At 35.8% G+C, this 21,193-nt stretch carries 14 protein-coding genes; all 14 read right to left on the bottom strand.

The features are described from left to right. On the bottom strand, positions 1-1,158 hold a 1,158-nt coding region (locus tag B6A10_RS09690; protein ID WP_188220725.1), incomplete at its 3' end, for a sodium:solute symporter family transporter. A 49-nt stretch (positions 1,159-1,207) separates the two neighbouring features. Then, on the bottom strand, positions 1,208-2,221 hold the full coding sequence (gene galE / locus B6A10_RS09685) for a UDP-glucose 4-epimerase GalE (RefSeq protein ID WP_188220724.1): 1,014 nt from the start codon (positions 2,219-2,221) through the stop codon (positions 1,208-1,210). A 32-nt stretch (positions 2,222-2,253) separates the two neighbouring features. Beyond that, the gene (locus B6A10_RS09680; protein WP_188220723.1) at positions 2,254-3,303 is read right to left on the bottom strand and encodes a UDP-glucose--hexose-1-phosphate uridylyltransferase; all 1,050 of its coding nucleotides are present in this window, start codon (positions 3,301-3,303) and stop codon (positions 2,254-2,256) included. A 5-nt stretch (positions 3,304-3,308) separates the two neighbouring features. Next, on the bottom strand, positions 3,309-4,475 hold the full coding sequence (galK, locus tag B6A10_RS09675) for a galactokinase (RefSeq protein WP_188220722.1): 1,167 nt from the start codon (positions 4,473-4,475) through the stop codon (positions 3,309-3,311). Positions 4,476-4,521: 46 nt separating this feature from the next. Next, the gene (locus tag B6A10_RS09670; protein WP_188220721.1) at positions 4,522-5,520 is read right to left on the bottom strand and encodes an aldose epimerase family protein; all 999 of its coding nucleotides are present in this window, start codon (positions 5,518-5,520) and stop codon (positions 4,522-4,524) included. Between the two features lie 115 nt (positions 5,521-5,635). Beyond that, positions 5,636-7,651 (bottom strand): DUF2264 domain-containing protein, encoded by a 2,016-nt coding sequence (locus B6A10_RS09665; RefSeq protein ID WP_188220720.1) that lies wholly within the window; start codon positions 7,649-7,651, stop codon positions 5,636-5,638. Between the two features lie 29 nt (positions 7,652-7,680). Next, entirely contained in the window at positions 7,681-10,140 is a 2,460-nt protein-coding gene (locus B6A10_RS09660) for a sugar-binding domain-containing protein (RefSeq protein WP_188220719.1), read from the bottom strand. A gap of 184 nt (positions 10,141-10,324) precedes the next feature. Then, on the bottom strand, positions 10,325-11,233 hold the full coding sequence (locus B6A10_RS09655) for a hypothetical protein (protein WP_188220718.1): 909 nt from the start codon (positions 11,231-11,233) through the stop codon (positions 10,325-10,327). A gap of 11 nt (positions 11,234-11,244) precedes the next feature. Continuing rightward, positions 11,245-12,378, bottom strand: a complete 1,134-nt coding sequence (locus tag B6A10_RS09650) for a glycoside hydrolase family 43 protein (protein WP_188220717.1) — start codon at positions 12,376-12,378, stop codon at positions 11,245-11,247. A 4-nt stretch (positions 12,379-12,382) separates the two neighbouring features. Beyond that, entirely contained in the window at positions 12,383-13,228 is an 846-nt protein-coding gene (locus B6A10_RS09645) for a glycoside hydrolase family 16 protein (protein WP_188220716.1), read from the bottom strand. A 207-nt stretch (positions 13,229-13,435) separates the two neighbouring features. Next, a complete protein-coding gene (locus tag B6A10_RS09640; RefSeq protein WP_188220715.1) occupies positions 13,436-14,638 on the bottom strand; it encodes a DUF4998 domain-containing protein in 1,203 nt (400 codons plus the stop codon). Between the two features lie 67 nt (positions 14,639-14,705). Further along, on the bottom strand, positions 14,706-15,920 hold the full coding sequence (locus tag B6A10_RS09635) for a DUF4959 domain-containing protein (RefSeq protein ID WP_188220714.1): 1,215 nt from the start codon (positions 15,918-15,920) through the stop codon (positions 14,706-14,708). Positions 15,921-15,941: 21 nt separating this feature from the next. Then, entirely contained in the window at positions 15,942-17,912 is a 1,971-nt protein-coding gene (locus tag B6A10_RS09630; RefSeq protein WP_188220713.1) for a RagB/SusD family nutrient uptake outer membrane protein, read from the bottom strand. Between the two features lie 12 nt (positions 17,913-17,924). Next, positions 17,925-21,173: a SusC/RagA family TonB-linked outer membrane protein gene (locus B6A10_RS09625; protein ID WP_188220712.1), complete on the bottom strand. Its 3,249-nt coding sequence runs from the start codon at positions 21,171-21,173 to the stop codon at positions 17,925-17,927. Positions 21,174-21,193 lie beyond the last annotated feature (20 nt).

The raw sequence follows: 21,193 nt of genomic DNA, 5'->3' as shown, positions 1-21,193 counted from the left end.
CCCTTTTTGAATGTATTTTTTATGAACATCTAAAGTATAAATTGTAGAAATACTGTTTACTTTTCCAGCTAAAGAAGCCACGATAGCTGCTGTTAAAGCTGCAACCGAAAGTCCCTTTAAACCTGTTGGCAAGAATGTTAACATCGCTGAGTAAGCTCCGTCTTTTCCACCTACTAATTGTGGTAAATGACCTCCTTGGTACAACACATAAGCCGCAATACCAGGTAACATTACAATTACAGGCATTAATAATTTCAATAAACCAGCGAATAAAATTCCTGTACGGGCTGTTTGTAAATCAGCTCCCAAAGCTCTTTGTGTGATGTATTGGTTACATCCCCAATAGTTCAGATTGATAATCCAAATACCTGCCAAATAAGAAAGAACTCCAGGGAATGTCAAATATTTGTCAATTTCTAATTGCGTAGAAGTCGCTGTTGGACGTGGAATAATCATTTTGAAATGCTCCGGAGCTTCCTGCATCAAAACATTGAATCCGGCAATGGCATCTTTTCCAACACCAAAATATTCTCCCACAGTAGTCAAAGCAATATAAGAAGTTACTAAACCTCCAATAATCAATACGGCAACCTGAATAACGTCGGTATAAGCTACCACTTTCATACCTCCCAAAGAGATAATCAAAGCAAAAACAGCCAATCCTAACATAATCAAATGAAGATAATCTCCTCCTGCTAATCCGTTAATAGCAACGGCTCCTAAGTATAAAATAGACGTTAAGTTTACAAAAACATACAAGAACAACCAGAAAACTGCCATAATCAAAGCCGTCGTTTCGTTGTAACGAGTGGTTAAGAATTGTGGCATGGTGTAAATTTTGTTTTTCAAATAAACAGGAATAAACCAAATCGCAATAATAATTAGGGCGATAGCGGCAACCCATTCGTAAGCAGCAACTGCAATACCTAAGAAGAATCCTTCCCCACTCATCCCGATAAACTGCTCGGCAGAAATGTTAGAAGCAATAAGTGAAGCACCAATAGCCCACCAGGTCAATGTTCCTTCGGCTAAGAAATACGCCTTAGCATCGTGTTCGTTTTGTTCACGCTTGCGGTAAATGATGTATCCGTAGATGGATACTATTAAAAAGTAGATTATAAATACTGCATAATCTGCAAATTCGAGACTTGAGCTCATAAATTATTATTTAAAATTATTAATAGGTTATTACTTATTCAAAGCTATTTTAGCTTCTAATTTTTTGTTCCCATTTCCAGGCACTTTCCATGGCTTGTTCTAAAGTAGACTGAGTCTTCCAGCCCAATACGTCATTGGCTTTTGTGGTATCGGCATACGCCAAAGTCACATCACCTTCTCTTCTGTCAACAATTCGGTAAGCCAGTTTTTGACCGCTTACTTTTTCGAAAGCGTTGATTACTTCTAAAACAGAACTTCCTACACCTGTTCCAAGGTTAAAAGTTTCTACTTTGTCCTGATTCTTTTTATTCAATAAACGTTGCAAAGCCACAACGTGCGCCTTAGCCAAATCAACTACATGAATATAATCACGAATACAAGTTCCATCCGGAGTTGGGTAATCATTGCCGTAAACTAATAATTCTTTACGCAATCCAATTCCTGTTTGGGTAATGAATGGCACTAAATTTTGTGGAATTCCTAAAGGCAATTCGCCAATTTCAGCAGAAGGATGTGCCCCAATTGGGTTAAAATAACGCAATAAAATAGCATTGATTCCACTTACTTTAGCCACATCGGTAATGATTTCTTCGCCAATTTGTTTGGTATTTCCATAAGGAGACATCGCTGGCTGCACTTCTGAACCTTCATTGATAGGCATTGTTTTGGCCTGACCATAGACTGTACAGGAAGAGCTGAAAATAAAATTAGCATTTTCCTTTTTCTCCAATTCCTGCAAAATATACACAAGGGCATTGATGTTGTTTTCGTAATACAACAATGGATTCCCTACGCTTTCGCCAACAGCCTTAGAAGCTGCAAAATGAATTACTCCATTTACATCAGCATGTTTTTTGAAAAAATCCTGAACTGCTGCTTTTTCTCTTAAATCCAGTTTTTCAAAAAGTGGTTTTTTCCCTGTAATCGCCTCAATTCCTTTTAAAACATCTTCAGATGAATTGGATAAATTATCAATCACAACCACCTCAAAACCTTCATTTTGCAATTCGACTACCGTATGTGAACCTATGAAACCTAAACCTCCCGTAACTAGTATTTTCATAATTTTTTTTATTTTAATAAATAGCCTCGAAACTATTTTTGTTTGTAATGCACCTCAGATAAATTTCGCAACATTTCAGCACTTTTCTCCGGAGTAATATCTCTTTGCGATTCTCCCATCATTTCATAACCTACCATGAATTTTTTCACTGAAGCCGAACGCAACAATGGTGGATAGAAATGCATGTGGAATTGCCATTCCGGATGCTCCTCACCGTCTGTTGGTGCCTGATGAATTCCTGATGAATACGGGAATGAAGTTTCGAAAAGATTATCATACTTTGTTGTTAGTTTTTTCAAAACTTCGGCAAAAGCAGCTACCTCATCCTCTGTAAAATCAGTGATTTTAGTAATATGACGTTTACTGATAATCATGGTTTCAAAAGGCCAGATAGCCCAAAAAGGAACAATCGCAGCAAAATGATCATTCTCAACTACCACACGCTCTTTTACTTTTAATTCTTCGTTTAGATAATCCTGCAACAAATTCGTTCCATTTTTATCAAAATAAGCTTTTAAACTATTCTGTGTTTTTTGAACCTGTGTTGGCAACGAAGACTGCGCCCAGATTTGTCCGTGTGGATGCGGATTGCTACATCCCATTACGCTTCCTTTATTTTCAAAAATCTGTACGTGATTGATATAATCAATGTTACCCAAATCAGTATATTCTCTTTGCCAAGTTTTAATAATATTTACAATACCATCTACTTCCATTTCAGGCAAAGTCAAATCGTGTCTTGGCGAAAAGCAAACTACTCTTGAAATTCCTCTTTCCGGTTGTGCTTTAAAGAAACTACCTTCGGCATTTCCGTCAAAAGCAATCGCTTCCTGTTTTAAAGCCGCAAAGTCATTTTCGAAAACAAAACTACTTTCGTAAGGCGGATTTACTTCGCCATTAGCGCGAACATTTCCGGCACATAAATAACATTCCGGATCATACTCAGGTAATGCTACCGTATTTATAGCTTCTTTTTGTCCTTGCCAAGGTCTTTTAGCTCTGTGTGGTGAAACTAAAACCCATTCGTTTATTAAAGGGTTATATCTTCTATGCGGATCTTCATTAATATCAAACTGTCTCATAGTCATTATTTAGTGTATAGTGATGTTCCGTTACTTACTTTCACGTCATAAATTTTCAATTCGATTCCGAAAGCTTCGGTATATAATTTTGAGAATTTATCTTTAATTTCCTGTTCGTGTCCTTTTTTAACTAAGTTGATGGCACAACCTCCGAAACCACCTCCCATTAATCGGGAACCAATAACTGCAGCTTCTTCTTTAGCTAAATCCACTAACAAATCAAGCTCTTCGCAGCTTACTTCGTAATCTTTAGATAAACCGTCGTGTGTAGCAAACATCAATTCGCCTAAGAATTCAATATTTCCATTATCCAAAGCTTCACAAGCCTGAATCACACGGTTGATTTCTTTTACCACAAAAAGAGAACGTCTGAAAACATCATGACTCATTTTATCTTTCAAGTCAATAATAGTTTGCTCTGTACAATCTCTGAAACTTTTGATCTCCGGAAAATTCGCTTTTACAATAGCAATTCCTTCTTCACATTGTTGTCTTCTTTCATTATAAGCCGAAGTCATTAGCGAATGTTTCACATTCGAATCAAACAAAATCAACGAATAATCAGCAAAATTAGCATCGTGATAAGTATATTCTAAAGTACGGCAATCAATCTTGATCACTTTGTCTTCCTGTCCCATAACGCTGGAAAACTGATCCATAATTCCGCATTTAATTCCCACCCAATGTTCTGATTTTTGCCCTAACAAAGCAATATCGATAGGTTTGATATTCAAATTAAACAAATCGTTCATCCCGAATAAGAAACCACATTCTAAAGCCGCCGATGAAGACAATCCGGAACCAACAGGAATATTACTGCTGAAAACACAGTTTACGCCTTCAAACTGGAATCCGTTTATTTTTAACTGGTTGATAATTCCTCTGATGTAGTTTGTCCATTCGTTTTTGTCTAAACTTACCTCAGCCGTAACATCAATTTCGAACTCATCATTCAGGTCTAAAGCTACTACTCTAGAAGTATTGCTATTGTTTTTTGCAAAAGCAAAGCAAATAATCTTATCGATAGCCGCGGGCAAAACATAACCGTCATTATAATCAATATGTTCTCCAATAATATTAATCCTTCCCGGAGAAAGCACTATTTTATCTGGCTCATTACCAAAGATTTCTTTAAAAGAAGCCGCCGTTTTGTTAATTAAAATATCATTCATTAGTTAAAAATTGGTATAGTGTTACTATTATTTTGATAAAAACTCATTACAGAGCTTCAAATTTATAAGTAGTTTTTTGAGTGTAAACATCTCCTTTTTTCAAAACAGCATTTGGAAAATTAGCATGATTTGGAGCGTCAGGGAAATTTTGAGTTTCAAAACAAATTCCGCTTAAAGCGTGGTAACTTGCATTTTCTTTTCCTTTTAAATCAGGACCGCAATTTCCGCCCACATAAATATGAACTCCCGGCTGATCGGTATAAACGTCCATTTTTAAATTCGTTTTTGGACTAAACAGCGTGGCTTTCACTTCGTCATTGTTTTCAACTACAAAAGTGTTATCGATATTTTGAGGACATTTTTTAGCTGTTCGGTAATCAAAAACCGTATTAGCCACCTCCAGAATATTCCCAGTTGGAATACAATCTTCTCTGGTTTCTACCACTTTTTGAGCTTGTACAACCAAATCCTGATTCGAAACATCTGATTGATGTCCGTCCAAATTAAAATAACTATGATGCGTTAAGTTGATAACCGTATCTTCGGTAGTTGTTGCTTTGTATTCCAAAATCAATTCGTTTTCCTCAGATAAAGTATAAGTCAAACTTACCGAAAGTTCGCCCGGATAATTTTCCTCATTAGCCGCACTCACATAACTCAATGTAATGGATGGATTTTCTCCTGTATTTACGGCATCTACATTCCAGATTTTTTGACTAAAGTTGTCAATTCCGCCGTGCAGCGAATTAACACCGTTATTGATAGCTAATTGATAGGTTTTCCCGTTTAATTCAAATTTTCCTTCACTAATTCTGCCTGCATAACGCCCTACAGTAGCTCCCAAATAAGGTTTACCCTCTAATTGAAAAGATTTTTCGTAGCCTTCCACCGTATCAAATCCTAAAACTACATCGATTAATTGATTATTTTTGGTCGGTACTTTTAAGGAAGTCAATGTAGCTCCAAAAGGAATTACTTTAGCTACTGCTCCTTTTGCATTAGTTAATTCGTAAAATTCAGAAGAATTATTTTCAGATATAGACATAAATATGGTTTATTTATTTTTATTGGTTGAGAACGCAAAAATAGAAATAAACCGCATTAAACTATACCACTACCTACCAGTTTTTAAAATTAGCCACTAGATAAAAAATTAACTTTTAGTTAAAGTTCACCAACTTAGTTGTCCCATCAGTAAACTTAATAACCACTCCGGAATGATTAGTTTCAATTCTTTTCACCGGAAGCAATTCTTTCTTGCTCCATTTTTCACCAGATTTCTTCCAAAGCATTAAAGTCGCATAAATATTCAATCCTTTATCTTTAGAAGCAGCATTTGTAACAAGATTAATTACAGAACTTTCATTGCTTTCCGGATGCAAACCTTGCGCTTTAATCACTTCGGCGTTTTCCCATCCCAGAAGAGGAATCATCGCCAATTGGTATTTACCATTATCGATAATAGTTACATCGTAATCTTTTATTTTTCTCTTCTCAACCCGAATTTCCTTATCCAATTTAGGCAAAGCATAATGCCCCAAACGCATACTAACAGCCTTATCCGAATTATTCTGATCCACTCTCAAAATACCGCTTGCCAAAGGAATATCGGCCAGATTAAATTTGATATTTTCATCTGTTTCTAAAACTACATCGCGGTAATAGATTTCGTTTTCAAACTTTTTAAAAGTGTATAATCTAAAGACTTCCCAATTATTTTCTTTGTTTTTAATAACATAATTCATCGCCACTTCTCCATTGACACCATCTGCCTGCCAGGGAAAAGCACTGCTATATGACAAACGATTATAATTTTCGGTAGAACGGAATTTTTGCCAGTCGTTTTTCACCTTTTCATGGCACCAGGCTCTCACTTCCGAAGCGCCTATATTGGGATAATCGGTAATTAAAATATTGGAATCTCCCTGATATTTATTATACACTTTGTTTTTTTGGAACTTATCATCCCAATCCCCATTATTTTCTTTAGCCGTCCAAAAAGGATTGTTATCCGGAACCAACAAACCTAAAAAAGCTTTTCCCATCCAATATACACTTCCCCGACAACTATAAATTTGAACTGCGGGTTCGAAAGCCCCATAAAAACCTAAAGTAGGAACGTTGTCTTTCATAAAATCGGGGTGGGTAAAAAATTGCTTAATCACTCCGGAAGAAATTCTGCGCATCCAACCATAGTTAGTATTTCCGTCATTTTGAAATCCCATCAATGGAAAAGGAATAATCGCACCGGTCCTGTAACTGATACTTCTGCCCCACATAATCATTTCGCCGTTTTTGCTGAAAAGATTAGGATAATTGGACTTTAAATCACTGAAATTTTGTTCAAACTGAGCAGCAATCTCCGGATAATGCTTATTCCCAAAATATTCCGACCAAATCATCCCATACATCTGAAAAGCCCACATACTGTAATAATCGTAGGCCGGACTATCATTGTACCACCCATTTCCTCTGTAAGCTTTCAGGGATTTTTGTAAATATTCTACAAGTAATTTCTCATTCACAGCATAGCCCTGCTCTTTGAAAAAACTAAGCACAAAAATGTTAAAGAATTTCCAGTTGGAATCCACAGTAGGACCATCTCCAAAACTCAACATCGTTTTAGCCAATTTATCTTTTTCATCCTGCGGCAGCGGATTCCATAAAACTTCCGGATTGGTGAGCATTGAAACTGCCAATGCCCCAAATTCGACTAATTTTTGACTAGGCCCTCCATTTTTAGAGCGCGGTTCAATATAAGAAGCACTTTCGGGGTCTGTTAATTTTGTTATTTGATGTCTGTAATAATCAGCTACTTTTATATTATGGATGACCAAATCAGGGTTCTCTTTTAACAAAGGCGAAGCCACAAACAAGGTTCTGCAAAGCCCTTCTAATTTCTCTGTTGGAACCTGACTTTCATTTACCGGATAACTTTTTCCTTCCTGTTTAGGAAATTGCATCGGATCGTCTAACGAATGCACATAACTAAAACCACCTTCGAGCAAATACATGGCCGCATCTTTCCAATGCTGTTTCGTCATTCCGGTATAAGGACTCAGCTTATAATCAGGATTTATTATTTGAAAAACCTCATTATCTCCCTCTTTTTGTTGTGCTAACAATGTCAGATTGCACAAGATTGCTAACAACAAAAATGTTTTTAATTTATTCATATTTTGAAAATTTGTTCAGGCTTAAAAATCTATCTAACTGATTTAATTTTGATTTTCCCTTTAGTCAAAGCAGGCGAACTAACCTCTATTGTAATTTCACCCTTATCTTTCGTACTTTTTATGATAACCAAAACCTTACCTTTCCATGCTTTTCTGGTATTAGAAATATATAAATCAGTATCTTTTAAATTAGCGTTATCAACTCCCGCAATCACTCCTGGCCCAGATATTTTAAAGTTAAGTTGGTTCTCTGCATTTGGATTCAAAATTCCGTCAACATCCGTAAGTTCAACACTTATATACGATAAATCCTGACCGTCAGCTACTATTTCTTTTCTATCGGCAGTTAATTTGATTTTTGCAGCCGACTTAGCTGTTTTTAATGTTGTTATTTCTACTTCCTTATTATTTTCTAATCCAACGGCTTTTAATTCTCCGGCATTATAAGGAATTGTAAAAGTCGCTTTAAACTCTTGTTGTTGAGTTGTTTCTTTTTCGCCAACAACTTTACCATTCAGATACAGCCTTACTTTAGGATATTTCGAATATACCTCCACTTCAACATTTTTCCCTTCGTGACCCGGCCAGGTCCAGCTTTCCCAAGTAGGCCAAACCGCCCAGGAAGTCAGTTTAATTTGTCCGATATCCGGATTAGGTTCACGAACAGCCATATACAATTTCTCCGTATTATTATATAACATGCTTCGGTAATGAGAAATAGGTTTTCGCCATCCTGTTAAATCCACATCACCACAATAAGCACCATGCCAGGGATATAAATTTCCTTCCCAATGCTCTCCCGCCGGTTCTCCCGGATACACATAACGACCAATACCGGATTCGCCCAAATAATCCATTGCTGTCCACACAAAATCACCAATGATATAATTGTGTTTTTGAACCAGATTCCAATTGGCAAAAGCATCTTTTGGATAGGATTCTGTTTGTACAATTATTCTAGAAGGAACTCTTGCATGATCGGATTCGGCATGATACAATTGATAATTATAACCCGCCACATCGTGAACTGCCATTAACGGATCAAAAACAGCCCAACCTTGGTTCCAAGATGTCATTGCCGAAGTTACCGGACGGCTTGGATCAATAGCACGAACTGCATTAGCCAACATTTTTGCCGTTTCAACCGCTTCCGGTTTTGTCCTTTCGATAATTTCGTTACCAATGCTCCACATAATAATTGACGGATGATTTCTGTCACGCAACACCATCGATTCTACATCATGTTTCCACCATTTGTCAAAAAGAGTTGAATAATCATGAGGTGTTTTTGATTCTTTCCATCCGTCAAAAGCTTCGTCAATGACCATCATTCCTAATCGGTCGCAGGCATCCAGAAAAGCTTCCGACGGTGGATTATGTGAAGTTCTCAACGCATTGAATCCCCCTTTCTTCATCAATTCTACTTTTCTAATTTCGGCACGATCATAAGCCGCAGCACCCAAAGCGCCATTATCATGATGCACACAACCTCCGTTCAATAATACTTTTTTACCATTTAATACAAATCCTTTTTCAGCAGAAAATTCGATTGTTCTGATTCCGAATTGTTTTGTAACAACATCAACTGGCAAATCACCATCCTTAATTTTTCCGGCTTTCATAATTTTTATTTCTGCTTGATAAAGATCTGGAGTTTCCGGTGACCACAATATTGGGTTCTCAATTACTATATTTTGTACAATTTCTTTTTCTTCACCAGCTTTTAAATCAATCCCAACGCCATTACCGGTACTCATCGAAATAGTATTAGAACCATTTACTTTTTTTATAGAAATCGTTGTTGAAACAGTCATAATTTGCAACTTTTCTGTTTCATTTTTTACCATAGTCTTAACCTGAACCGTCGCTTTTTCATTAGTCACTTTAGGAGTCGTTATTATCACTCCCCATTGTTTGATGTGAACTGGATTTCGAATCTTTAACCAAACATGCCGATAAATACCTGAACCACTATACCATCTGCTGTTTTTTTGCTGCGAATTATCTACTTTAACCGCAATGGTATTTTTTTGTCCAAATTTTAAATAAGAAGTCAAATCATATTCGAAAGAAGTATAACCATAAGGCTGTATTCCTACTGATTTTCCATTGACAAAAACCTCGGCATTCATATAAACGCCTTCAAAATAAATAGCTATTTTTTGGTCTTTCCATTGTACAGGCACGGAAAATGTTTTTCTGTACCAAGCAGTTCCCATTGGATAAAATCCTCCATCTCCTCCGCTTGGATTATTCTTTTCTGATTTCCCCTCAATGCTCCAATCGTGTGGTAAATCTAATTTCCTCCATTTGGTATCATCAAAATTCACCGAACTATTCGCAGCTGAATCTCCTAAAGCAAATTTCCAATCACCATCAAAATTTTGTTTTCTTTCAATATCAGACTTTTTGTTCGTTTGAGCTGAAATACAATTTACTGTTAAAAAGCTAAGTAAAAATAAATACGCTACAAATTGTATATCTTTCATCTTTGTTTTTAATATAATTAGTTTACTTATAAAAGCATGAAAATCAAAGCTATTTAATAAATTAAGTTTTTAATAGCCGTTACTACCGGTTTTTTAAACAAGACCACCAGATAAAAAACAAAACACAAATGATAACTTCATTTATGCTTTGAATAAACACAACTAATCTACACCTTTATTAAAATCAGTTACTCGGCAATCCATCAGCTTTCATACCCTGCAAGATTAAAGCATTCATTATATAAAGAAAATCGCTACCATCATCCTCCCATGAGCCGTTAATTCCATAAGGCCAAAAATGCATACCGTCTCCTTTTACAAAAGCATTGGAATCATTTGTCATCATCTGTAAAATTTCATTAGTCCGTCTTCCCTGCCATTTCCCATTCTGCATCAATTCAGTGTATTTACTATGCTGTCCAATTCCCACAGTATGTGCCATTTCATGCATAGCGGTACCCGCTTTTTGATAAGCCGCATTAGCTCCCATATTAATCCAGCCGTTAAAATTGGCATCAGCTGTGGGAGTTCCCGGTGAATAATTTACCGTAACATGTTTTACAATTGAAGTAAAATTATTGTAATAAGCTGTTGCCAAATCAAATGCCGTTTTGATACGACTTACAGTAGCAGCATCTGCTCCATTTTGATTAAATGAATAGGTAAAATTTCCTTTTTTAATTGTGCTGATTACAATTTCTGCACCATACAAAACTTTCGAGGGGGTTATCACATAAGGCCTTACATAATACACCGTTTCAGGCATCAAATTAGAAATGCGCTGATTAAATTTATTCTCAACTTTATTTCTGGCTATTTTATTTGTTGCCACAGTTGGTTTTGTAACAGTTCCATAAACCAATCCCACTTCTTGAACTTTCAAATTTCCTGATTCTTTTAATTCTACATCAAGGAAAAGATCATGGGCTCCAGCAATTTTTATCTCACCAATAACTAAAAACAATGAAACTGATTCTACATCATTTACCGATTCTTCTATAAAAGCTGTTTCGAATGGACTAGCAGAAGAACAAATAAGCAATAGCGCAATCATTAATGATTTAAAATGAATTGTATTCAATGAAAATTTCATAATTTATTATTTTAATTTATCTGGTTAAAAACTTCCAAATTCCATTTGTCAAACCATTCCAAAACCGGTTTTTCTTTATTAAATTTTATGGGCAACCACACATAAGTTCCATCAATAGGATTATCCGGTTTCCAACGGTCAGCCATAAAAATAAATTGTTCTTTTTTTCCCTGAATCGGCAAAATAAAAGTACTCTGAGAATAAAAAGTAAGTGAAGCATCTTTTCCTACACAAGGATTCCCTAAAACTTCCCAAGGTCCCCAAATCGATTTTGACTTAAAAGAACGGGCAGCATTAGGATCCCAACCTGTGCAACCGGAAGTTATCATATAATAAATTCCGTCTTTTTTAAAAATAGCAGGAGCCTCGTTATGACCGGCCGGTTCAATGCGATTCCATTTTTCGGAAAAATCTGTATAATCATCCGTAAGTTCGGAAATATGTAAGGTTAAATTCTCTTCAGCTGAATGTATCAAATAGGCTTTTTGATCCTCATCAACATACAACGTCATATCTCTTGACATCTGACCTTTATCATAATCCCTTCGAACAAACATTCCGTTTTTGACTGCTGTTATCCATTCCGGACTCCAGGGTGTTAAATTACTTTCAGCTGATGAAGTAATTTTAAATTCATCTTTAAAACCAATTGGCCAGACTCCTTTATTAGGCCGGAATGATTTTATAAATTGAAAAGGTCCTTTTGGATTATCGCTTATGGCCACGGCTGCTCGGGCGGCATCATAACCCTGACCTTTTAATTCCAGATGAAACCACATTACATACTTGCCCGTTTTTTTATTGTAAACAACCTTTGGGCGTTCAATGACACAGCCTTTAGTAATTTCAGAATTAGGATTTTCTTCAACTTTTAAAACAATACCTTCATTATTCCAATTGTATAAATCTTTGGAAGAATAACAACTTACTCCTTTCAAGGCTGTATTCCCTCCTCTTCCGGCAGTTTTAAACTCTCCATACCAATAATAAACTCCGTGCATAAATACTATTCCGCCACCATGAGCATTAATAGGCATTCCATCGGTATCTTTCCATCCTTTTCCGGGAACGAAAGCGTTATACTGACTAAAAACTGCTGTCGTAATTAGACTAAAAAAGAGTGCTATTGTATAACTTAATTTCATCTTATTATTTCTTTTGATAAACTCTTACATAATCGACAACATATTTTGACGGGAAACTGGCTCTAGAAAAACTCCCGCCCTGATCTCCGCCCACAGCCAAATTCAGCAATAAATAATGTGGTTGTTTAAAAGGAAAAACTTTATGATTTTTTCCTTGCATCGTTCCTGTAACCGATGTTTCATTAAGCAATTGATTATCAACATACAAATTGATTGAATTGGCGTCCCAATCCATTCTCCAAACATGGAATTCGTTAGCCCAATTGACTTTTTTAAAATCACTCAGCAAATGACTTGTACTATCCCACTGTGTGTCTTTTTTATCCGACTTCCAGGCTACATTGGCTAAAATTTTTCCTCTGTAATATTCCATAATATCAATCTCTCCATTTTCCGGCCAATTTCCCTTTACTCCCAAAGTCCAGAATGCCGGCCACATCCCTTTGGCAACGGGTATTTTAGCCCGCATTTCAAACCGACCATATTGCCAGGAATGTTTATCCCTGGTAATTAAACAGGAAGAAGTTACTTTTATGGAATCTCTTTTTTTAGTCCAATCCGGATGATTTTTAGAAATAAAATTAGGATTGACTTTGTGTTCCTTTTTAGCTTCAATAATCAAAAAACCGTTTTTGCAATAAGCATTTTCTTTTTGATACCATTGTTTTTCATGATTGCGTACAAAACCAGTTTCATAACTCCAGTTTTTTTCATCCGGAACACCATCAACCGAAAACTCATCACTCCAAACCAACTTGTACTCCTTTTCAGCAAAAGTTCTCTCAGACTTTGTAACAAAACCAAATACCACAATGGAAACAACCCCTAAAACCAAAAAATTAAATTTCATATTGAACACTATTAATTTCAATCCAATTACAAATCTAAAATAACAGCCAGCGTCAGGAGGGGGTAATTATAACAATAAAGAAGGGGTAAATTAATATAACTTAGTAAAATGAAAGGTTCTTATATAATTTACTCATAAAAAACAAAAAAATAGCGCGATAGCTTTAAACTATCGCACTATTTTTATAAGCCTACACAACTAAATTAATTAGTTATTTTTTTTATACAACCGAACAGATAAAAAATGTCCATATCTCTCCTGACCCTGAGTCAACGAAATACCCAAAGAAACTTGCTGAGTTTGATTTACAACAAAGGTAAACTCGGCTGCGTCTGGTGACATAGTATTTACTATCTTCTTAAAGCCTAAAGTAGCAGCATTAGTTTCTAGAGCTCCGCCTTCAGAATCGGCTAAACTTGTACCTGAAGTAGCCGTTATATAAACATAATCAGAAGTTGACCAACCACTATTAAGACCGCTTCCTCCTGCCAAAAGATCGGTTTTAAAAACATAGGTTCCCGGTTCTAAAGTTACTGTTTGATAAATCTTCCCATTAGTAATATTAGGAGCTCCCCAGCCAGACTCAAGATTAATTGTACCAGGAGGGTTACCACAACAGCCGCCGTCCCAGCCGCCATAACCATTGTGATTTTTACACGCTGCATTGGTAGTCCAATCAGCTAAAATACCCCATCTACCACCATCTGTCGATGAAGTTAAAAATGGACGTGTATTGTTTTTAATCATATAACTAAGATCAATAACCTGTGGGTATTTAGAAACAAATTCAGTATAAAATGTATCAATTGCTGTTAGAGTTGGCAGAAATAATGAACGTTGACTAAACTGAGTTCCAATTTTATAATTTGGTATCACTAACTGGGTTTGATCAACAGGAACAGTCACTGTATGTTCTAAATTTGATCCATCAGTATAAACAATCTCAGTAGCAAAAGCCCCCGTAGTTAAATCCATTGAAGCAAAATTAATCGTAAGAGACAAATCACTGGATAAACTACTGCTAACAATCTTTCTGTCAGTTAAACTTGCCTGATATCGTGTTCCATATGTCTGAGCAGTAATATACTGAGAAACGGAACCATTACCTTTAGCATCAAAAGTCTTTACATCAAAATTATAGATGTTCTCCGGCAAACTTTCAATAACAGAAGAAACCTCATCGATTCCTGAAGTTCTATTTATCGGTATTACAACTGAATCCTTTTTAGCATTCCAATAAACCCTCAACTGAGAAACCTTAGGATCCGAAATAATAAGTCCTTCAATTTTTATTCTGTCTCTACCCGAGAAAATCTTTAATGAATCTATTTTACCCGTATAGGAGATGGCTCCACCTTCTGTAAATTTCAAATAATCATCTGCATTACTGGCACATGAGTGTATTAGCACAATTAAAGCTGTAGCAAAAGCTGTTACTAAAATATTCCTTAAATTTTTCATTGTTTTTTATTTAATATTAAAAATTAGGATTACCATATACATGTACCTCTGAAACAGCCATAAATTTACCACCAATCCAGTTCTCTAAACATTCTATTCTAAGATAACGAACAGCAGGCTTGTCTAAAGCAATTTCATAATCGGCACCATCTTTAGCGGCTAAAAGATCGTCGTTATTTTCCTGCCCATAAGGTAAGCCGGAAGGTTTTTTAATTTCATATTCGCCCATTAAAGTCCAATTGCTATCAAGTGTACCATCATTTAAGGTATTACTGCCCCATATTCTAAATTTTTTCATAGCCCCTAAATAGTAATACATTCTTTGACCGTTAATAGGCTCAGAAAAATTCCAAATTCTCAAACGACTTAATTTAGTTGTTTTTCCAACATCAAAAGTCACTAAATGATTGCCAACATCAATAGTTCTATCGGTGAAATAAGAACCCCAATATTCCAGAAACTGACCATCGAATAAGTTGGAAATTGGATAAGCATTATTTATTGTTTTTGCATCATTAGCCAGCTTGACTCCAACATAACCTGATTTAGGCATTAACTGCTCAAAAAGTGGCTTAATAGTAGTAACTAAAGTATCGGTATAATTCAACCAACGGTCTCTAACCACAATTGCAAATTCCTGATCAACTGACTCAAAACCTCTTAAACTTTGTTTTACTTCATCTACTGATGTATAGATACTAGTACGAAGAGGTACCCAATCGCCCTGAATATTTTTTTGCATCACTAAAATACCTATTTCTTCTTTGGTAGGATTATCAGCAGTAATACGAATTCCTCCAAAATCAGGCTGTGCAATTAATGAATCATAAACATCAAAAATAGGTGCTTTGGTTGGTGCTACTGTTACAACAACCGGTTTAGATTCTGTTTCACTTCTGTTAACCGCATAAATTTTAACCTCAGTTGTAGATTGTCCCGCAAAACCTTCTAAAAGCAATGAGTTAGTATAATAGGAAGCTTTTACTTCCATCGGAGTTCCATTTTCTAAAGTATATCGGGCAACTACATACAACAAATCGTCGTCTGACGGCAAAGTATAGGTCAGTTTTGCTTTTCCCGGCAAATTCTGTACTGCAACATTAGTTACTTCAGCCGGAGGATTCGAATTATGCTCTAAAGGCTGAGGCCCCTGATCTTCTGCACAAGACACAAAGATTATAATTAGAGACAAAACAAGAATCCTTATGGATGATTTTATAATTCGTTTCATAATTTTCTTTTTTTATAGTTATTACCAACCCGGATTTTGAACCAGATTAGGATTTTGAATAAGTGTTGTTTCGTCTATAGGCCAAAAATAATCTCTGGGAGCAACAAAACGTTGTTGACTTAAAGTTACTATTTGATAATAACTAGCCTCTGTAACACCAAAAACATTCCAACCTTTTACAGGCTCATTAAATTCCTGAGTTGCTGTTTTCCAACGCCTTATATCCCAGTAATTCTTTCCTTCGAAAGCCATTTCAATACTACGCTCTCTGTGAATAATTTCACGCAAACCATCTTTGGTAGTATATTTAGCCGGATTATTAGAAAAATTAGTCCAGGAATCAACAACACCATTTAGTCCGGCACGGGCACGAATAGCATCCACATATTTCAATATCTCAGTTGTTGCAGCAGTTCCTTCGGCTTCATTAAGTGCTTCGGCATACATTAAATACAAATCCGCTAAACGCAATTCAGGCCAGGCATAATCTTTATACATTGTTCCGCCTCCAAAGGTTTGTTCCCAATTAATAAGTTTTTTAATATAATAACCCGTTACATTAAAATCAAAAGCATCTGAACTACCCGCATAATCCTGATATTTAGCTCGTATAACCTCTTTAGTTTCATCAGAACCACTGGATGATTTATAGAAAATAGCACCATCAAAACCTAAATCGGCATAAAAACGAGGCTCTCTGTTAAAGTTTATAACAGAAGTACGGTAGCCTTCTTTAATATTAAATTTATCGGCAGCAGTTGCCTCTTTTAACTCAGTAATATCACCAAACGTTAAGGTTTTATCTTCCTCTATAGGCACTCCGTTTTTAGTATAAAAATTCATTGCAGACTCTAAAGTAGGCGAAAATATTTTTCTTGCCTGAGAATGATTAACGGTACTGGCTAAAGGCATCATACAAAGACGTTGCAATTCATAAGTACGGCTATTAGGGTTTGCCCATATCAGCTCATCATTCCAACGTTCCGTTACTGCCTGAGTAATATCAAGTTTTGTTTTTGCAGTTTGAGAAATAGTAAACCCAACGTCATTCTTATAGAATATTTTATGTCCATTAGCTTCTGCTACATCAATAGCTTCCTTAGCAGCATCAGAGGCTCTTTTCCATTTAGTAGCATCATACACAAGATTGAACAAGGGTGTCCCGTCTTTAGCAGTAAGCCCTGCCATATCAGCATTCCCATTAAACAACGGACTTGCAGCCATTAATAACAGTTCGGCTTTTATACCTAAAGCTGCTGGTCTTGTAATTCTACCCAACTCATTTTGAGTATCTGTGATTAGAGGAGGCAATCCAACCGCAGCCTCATCCAGCAAACTCACTAAATAATCAACTGTTGAATCAATAGGCTCTCTTGCTACCTGAATTTGATCGTTTGATGCGTCAACAGGAAGGTTTACACGAATAACAGGAATTGGTCCGTACATACGCATCAAATAATAATGGTAATAAGCTTTTAGAAATTTAGCTTCGGCTAACCATCTTAAACGTTCTCCTTCTGAAAGATCGGGCACTTTAGTTCTGTCTTCAACATTTTCAAGAAAAACGTTACAATGCCTGATACCATCATAAAGCGGATAACGGTCTGAAGGACCAGCAGCCTGATAACGACCTTCCCAGGCATTCATATAAGGATCAGCTTTTCTTTGGGTGCCCGTTGCAATATTAAATGCATAACTGGTAACAGATGCACGATTAGCGGAAACCCAGGTTTCATCTCCTGCTAACATACCTATGTTATATACCCCATCTCCATTTTTTGGAATATAAGCATAACAGGTAAACAAATACTTCTCAGCTTCATTTCTTAACTTAAAAGCATTTTCCAATGTACTAACATTATCCGGAACTACATCCAAAAAACTATTATCACAAGATTCTAATCCTAAGGAACAAAGCACTACCATTGATACTCCAAAAACTTTTTGAAGTTTCTGGAAACTTTTATTTACTATACTATTTTTAGTTTTCATACTTCTTTCTTTTTAAAAATCAACTTTTAGTCCCAAATTATAAACAGATTGGATTGGGTATCCTAAACCACTACCGCCCATCTCTGGATCCCATAATTTAAACTTGCTCCAAACAGCAAGGTTATTTCCACTGAAATAAAATCTTAATCCCTTAACCCCTATTTTAGAGATAAATTCATCCGGAGCATTATATCCAAATTCGATTGATTTTAATCTTAAAAAAGCACCATTTCGCATCCACCAGGTTGACACCTGATTATTATTCTCAACAAAAGTATTACTCAACCTTGGCCAGAAAGCATATAAATCTCTATTGTCTTCAGACCAGTGATCTTTAGCTACAACATCTAACAAATTATTTTGATAAGAACCATTTAATACAAATGGAGCTATGTTTTCAGGATTTATAAAGAAAGATGTACGAGCTACTCCCTGAAAGAAAATACTAAAATCAAATTTTTTATAACCTACTGTTCCTCCAAACCCATAGACAATTTCCGGAGTAGTTGGGTTCCCAATAGGTACCATATCTGCAGCTGTAATTTGACCATCTCCATTAACATCACGATATTTAATATCTCCTCCTGAATAATCTCCAAATTGAACTGGTGAATTATCCACCTCATTTTGATCTACAAATAAACGCTCAGCAATATATCCATAGGTTTGATTAAAATTTTGACCTATTCTGGAACGATAAGCCATTTCTTCAGGATATTTAATCTCGTCATAAACTAAAAGTTTATTTGTTGCATAAGTAAAATTCCCTCTTAATTGTGTGTACCAATTGTTATTGAATTGTTTATTGTAAGTAACTGACATATCTAAACCTTTACTTTCAACTTCACCAAAATTAGCAACCGGAACTGCTGTCAATCCCATCGTTGCACCCACATAACTTCTTGTTTGAAGAATATTAGAACGATTTTGTTTATAAATATCTACTACAAACTTTAAAGAGTTATATAATTCTAAATCCAAACCTAAATTGATTTGCTTCGATTCTTCCCAACCTATACTATTATTGGCATAACGCCCAACATAAACTCCTGGTTTATAATAGCCGTATTGTTCCCCAAAAGCAGCACCATAGTTACCGTCTCCGATAGTTACATTTGACAAATAAAAGAAACGTTGATTCACATCACCAATCTGGTCGTTACCTACTAAACCATAAGTAGTACGAATTTTAAAATTGGTAACTACATCCTTAATTGGTTCCCAAAATTTCTCATTAGAAATATTATAAGCTAAACCGAATGAAGGGAAGAAACCATAACGATTTCCTTGAGCAAAACGTTCCGATCCATTGTAACCAAAATTAAACTCGGCTAAGTATCTATTATCAAAACCATAAGTAAAACGCCCTGAAACCCCTTGATTTCTAGCCGGCAAAGACCCCTCTACAGAACCTGCATTACCTTGCTCATAACTTGACAACAAATTTGTCAACATCCCTGTTACTGCATGTTTTTCATTGAAAGTCCTATTATAATTAATCGTTGTTTGAAGATAAATACGGGAATCTAAATTTTTATTACCCTGTGCATATCCTAAAAACTCTGTTCCTACAATATTTGGATCAGTAGTTACTGAACCAGGTCCTCCATCATTTAATACACTTAACTCTAGTTCACCTGTTACAGGGCTGATATAAGACTGATAATAAAACGGATTATACTGTCTGGCAACATCAAAATAAGAATACCTTCTTACATATCCCATAGCATTAGCGCTAAGACCGGGAGTTATGGCTTTTAAATCCTGTTGCAATTCAACCTGAGTCTGTACTGTTGAAGCCTTAGATACCTGATACCCACGAACCATTTCGGCATATGGATTAATTAAGATTGAACCTGTAGTTCCTCCTGACAAAGCTCCTCCAAATAAAGGATGTTCAATAAATGGCAAATAACTGGAAGGATACACCTTAGCGAATGCAACCGGGTTAGACCACATAGTCAAATTAAAAATACGGGCTCCTCCTCCTACAGGCCCGTTGTAATCATCAAACTGACCATATAGACGAATAATTGCTTTTGTAGTAGGTGTCAATGTCATGTCTACATTTGACCTTAAAGAATAATTTCTTAATTTAATATTAGAATTGAAATTATTCAGTCCATCAACTTTTAACACCCCATTATCAATGTTATAAGTTCCCGCTACATAATACCTCGCTTTTTGTCCACCTCCGCTTACACTCAAATTGTAACCTTGATTGATAGTATAATCTTTAATTAATTCATCTATCCAATTATTACTTGGATACAAATACGGATCGTCTCCGGCTGCTGTTCGATCAATTTTGTTTTGATTATATATATCTCCAAGCAAAGGATTACGCGTTCTTACCGCTTCATTTGCTAATTTCATATAGGTGATATTGTCAGCAAAATTGAAATTTTTAGTATTAGTAGACATTCTTGTCTCTGTCCTAAAATTGAATTTCGTGATACCATCTTTACCCATTTTGGTAGTAATCAACACAACCCCATTAGCTCCACGAGCACCGTAAACCGCAGCTGCTGCTGCATCTTTCAGTACTGAAAAACTATCAATATCATCGGGCTGTAATCTTGCCATATCGGTAGTACTTGATTCAATACCATCAATCAAAATCAATGGATTTGAAGCTCCGGAACCAAAGGTTCCTAAACCACGAATAAAGAAATTTGCATTATCACGTCCTGGTTCACCGCTTCGTTGGTAAGCAACCATACCTGCAATTCTTCCTGCTAACATATTAGTTAGGTTACTGGTAGGTCCTTTTAATTCTTTAGGATTAATCGTAGTTATAGAACTCACCATACTGGCTTTTTTCTGAGTTCCGAAACCTACAACAACTACTTCTTTTAGTCCTTCCGAACTTGGTTTTATATTGATTTCAAAAACTGATTTGTTTTGGATTAAAACTTCTGTTGACTCATAACCAACAAAAGAAACAACAAGTATCTTATCTCCTTCGTTAATTTTTAAAGTAAATTTTCCATCAAAATCTGTCATAGCAGAGTTCTTTTCCCCTTTTACAAAAACACTTGCTCCGGGCAATGGCATCCCATTTTCATCAGTTACCTGCCCACTTATAGTTCTTTGCTGTTGTTGAACTATTTCCAGTTTTGTTGTACTTCTACTAACATTAGAAACATGTGCATGAATCTGAGACAAAGAAAGAAATACAGATAATACTGTAAATTTCTTTTTTAAATCAAATTCTAAAACACAATATGTCTTCTTCTTTATTCCAATAAAGTTTGTCATGTGTGGTTTTTAATTTTTTG

Source organism: Flavobacterium pokkalii, from assembly GCF_014596575.1.
In the GTDB taxonomy this organism is placed as follows: Bacteria; Bacteroidota; Bacteroidia; order Flavobacteriales; family Flavobacteriaceae; genus Flavobacterium; species Flavobacterium pokkalii.
The sequence above is the reverse complement of the archived record's forward strand: the minus strand, read 5'-3'. Positions and strand labels throughout refer to the sequence as shown.

Coding starts and splice junctions, on each gene's coding strand:
- galE (WP_188220724.1), bottom strand. CDS start 2,221: ATGAAAATACTAGTTACGGGAGGTTTAGGTTTCATAGGTTCACATACG.
- B6A10_RS09680 (WP_188220723.1), bottom strand. CDS start 3,303: ATGAGACAGTTTGATATTAATGAAGATCCGCATAGAAGATATAACCCT.
- galK (WP_188220722.1), bottom strand. CDS start 4,475: ATGAATGATATTTTAATTAACAAAACGGCGGCTTCTTTTAAAGAAATC.
- B6A10_RS09670 (WP_188220721.1), bottom strand. CDS start 5,520: ATGTCTATATCTGAAAATAATTCTTCTGAATTTTACGAATTAACTAAT.
- B6A10_RS09665 (WP_188220720.1), bottom strand. CDS start 7,651: ATGAATAAATTAAAAACATTTTTGTTGTTAGCAATCTTGTGCAATCTG.
- B6A10_RS09660 (WP_188220719.1), bottom strand. CDS start 10,140: ATGAAAGATATACAATTTGTAGCGTATTTATTTTTACTTAGCTTTTTA.
- B6A10_RS09655 (WP_188220718.1), bottom strand. CDS start 11,233: ATGAAATTTTCATTGAATACAATTCATTTTAAATCATTAATGATTGCG.
- B6A10_RS09650 (WP_188220717.1), bottom strand. CDS start 12,378: ATGAAATTAAGTTATACAATAGCACTCTTTTTTAGTCTAATTACGACA.
- B6A10_RS09645 (WP_188220716.1), bottom strand. CDS start 13,228: ATGAAATTTAATTTTTTGGTTTTAGGGGTTGTTTCCATTGTGGTATTT.
- B6A10_RS09635 (WP_188220714.1), bottom strand. CDS start 15,920: ATGAAACGAATTATAAAATCATCCATAAGGATTCTTGTTTTGTCTCTA.
- B6A10_RS09630 (WP_188220713.1), bottom strand. CDS start 17,912: ATGAAAACTAAAAATAGTATAGTAAATAAAAGTTTCCAGAAACTTCAA.
- B6A10_RS09625 (WP_188220712.1), bottom strand. CDS start 21,173: ATGACAAACTTTATTGGAATAAAGAAGAAGACATATTGTGTTTTAGAA.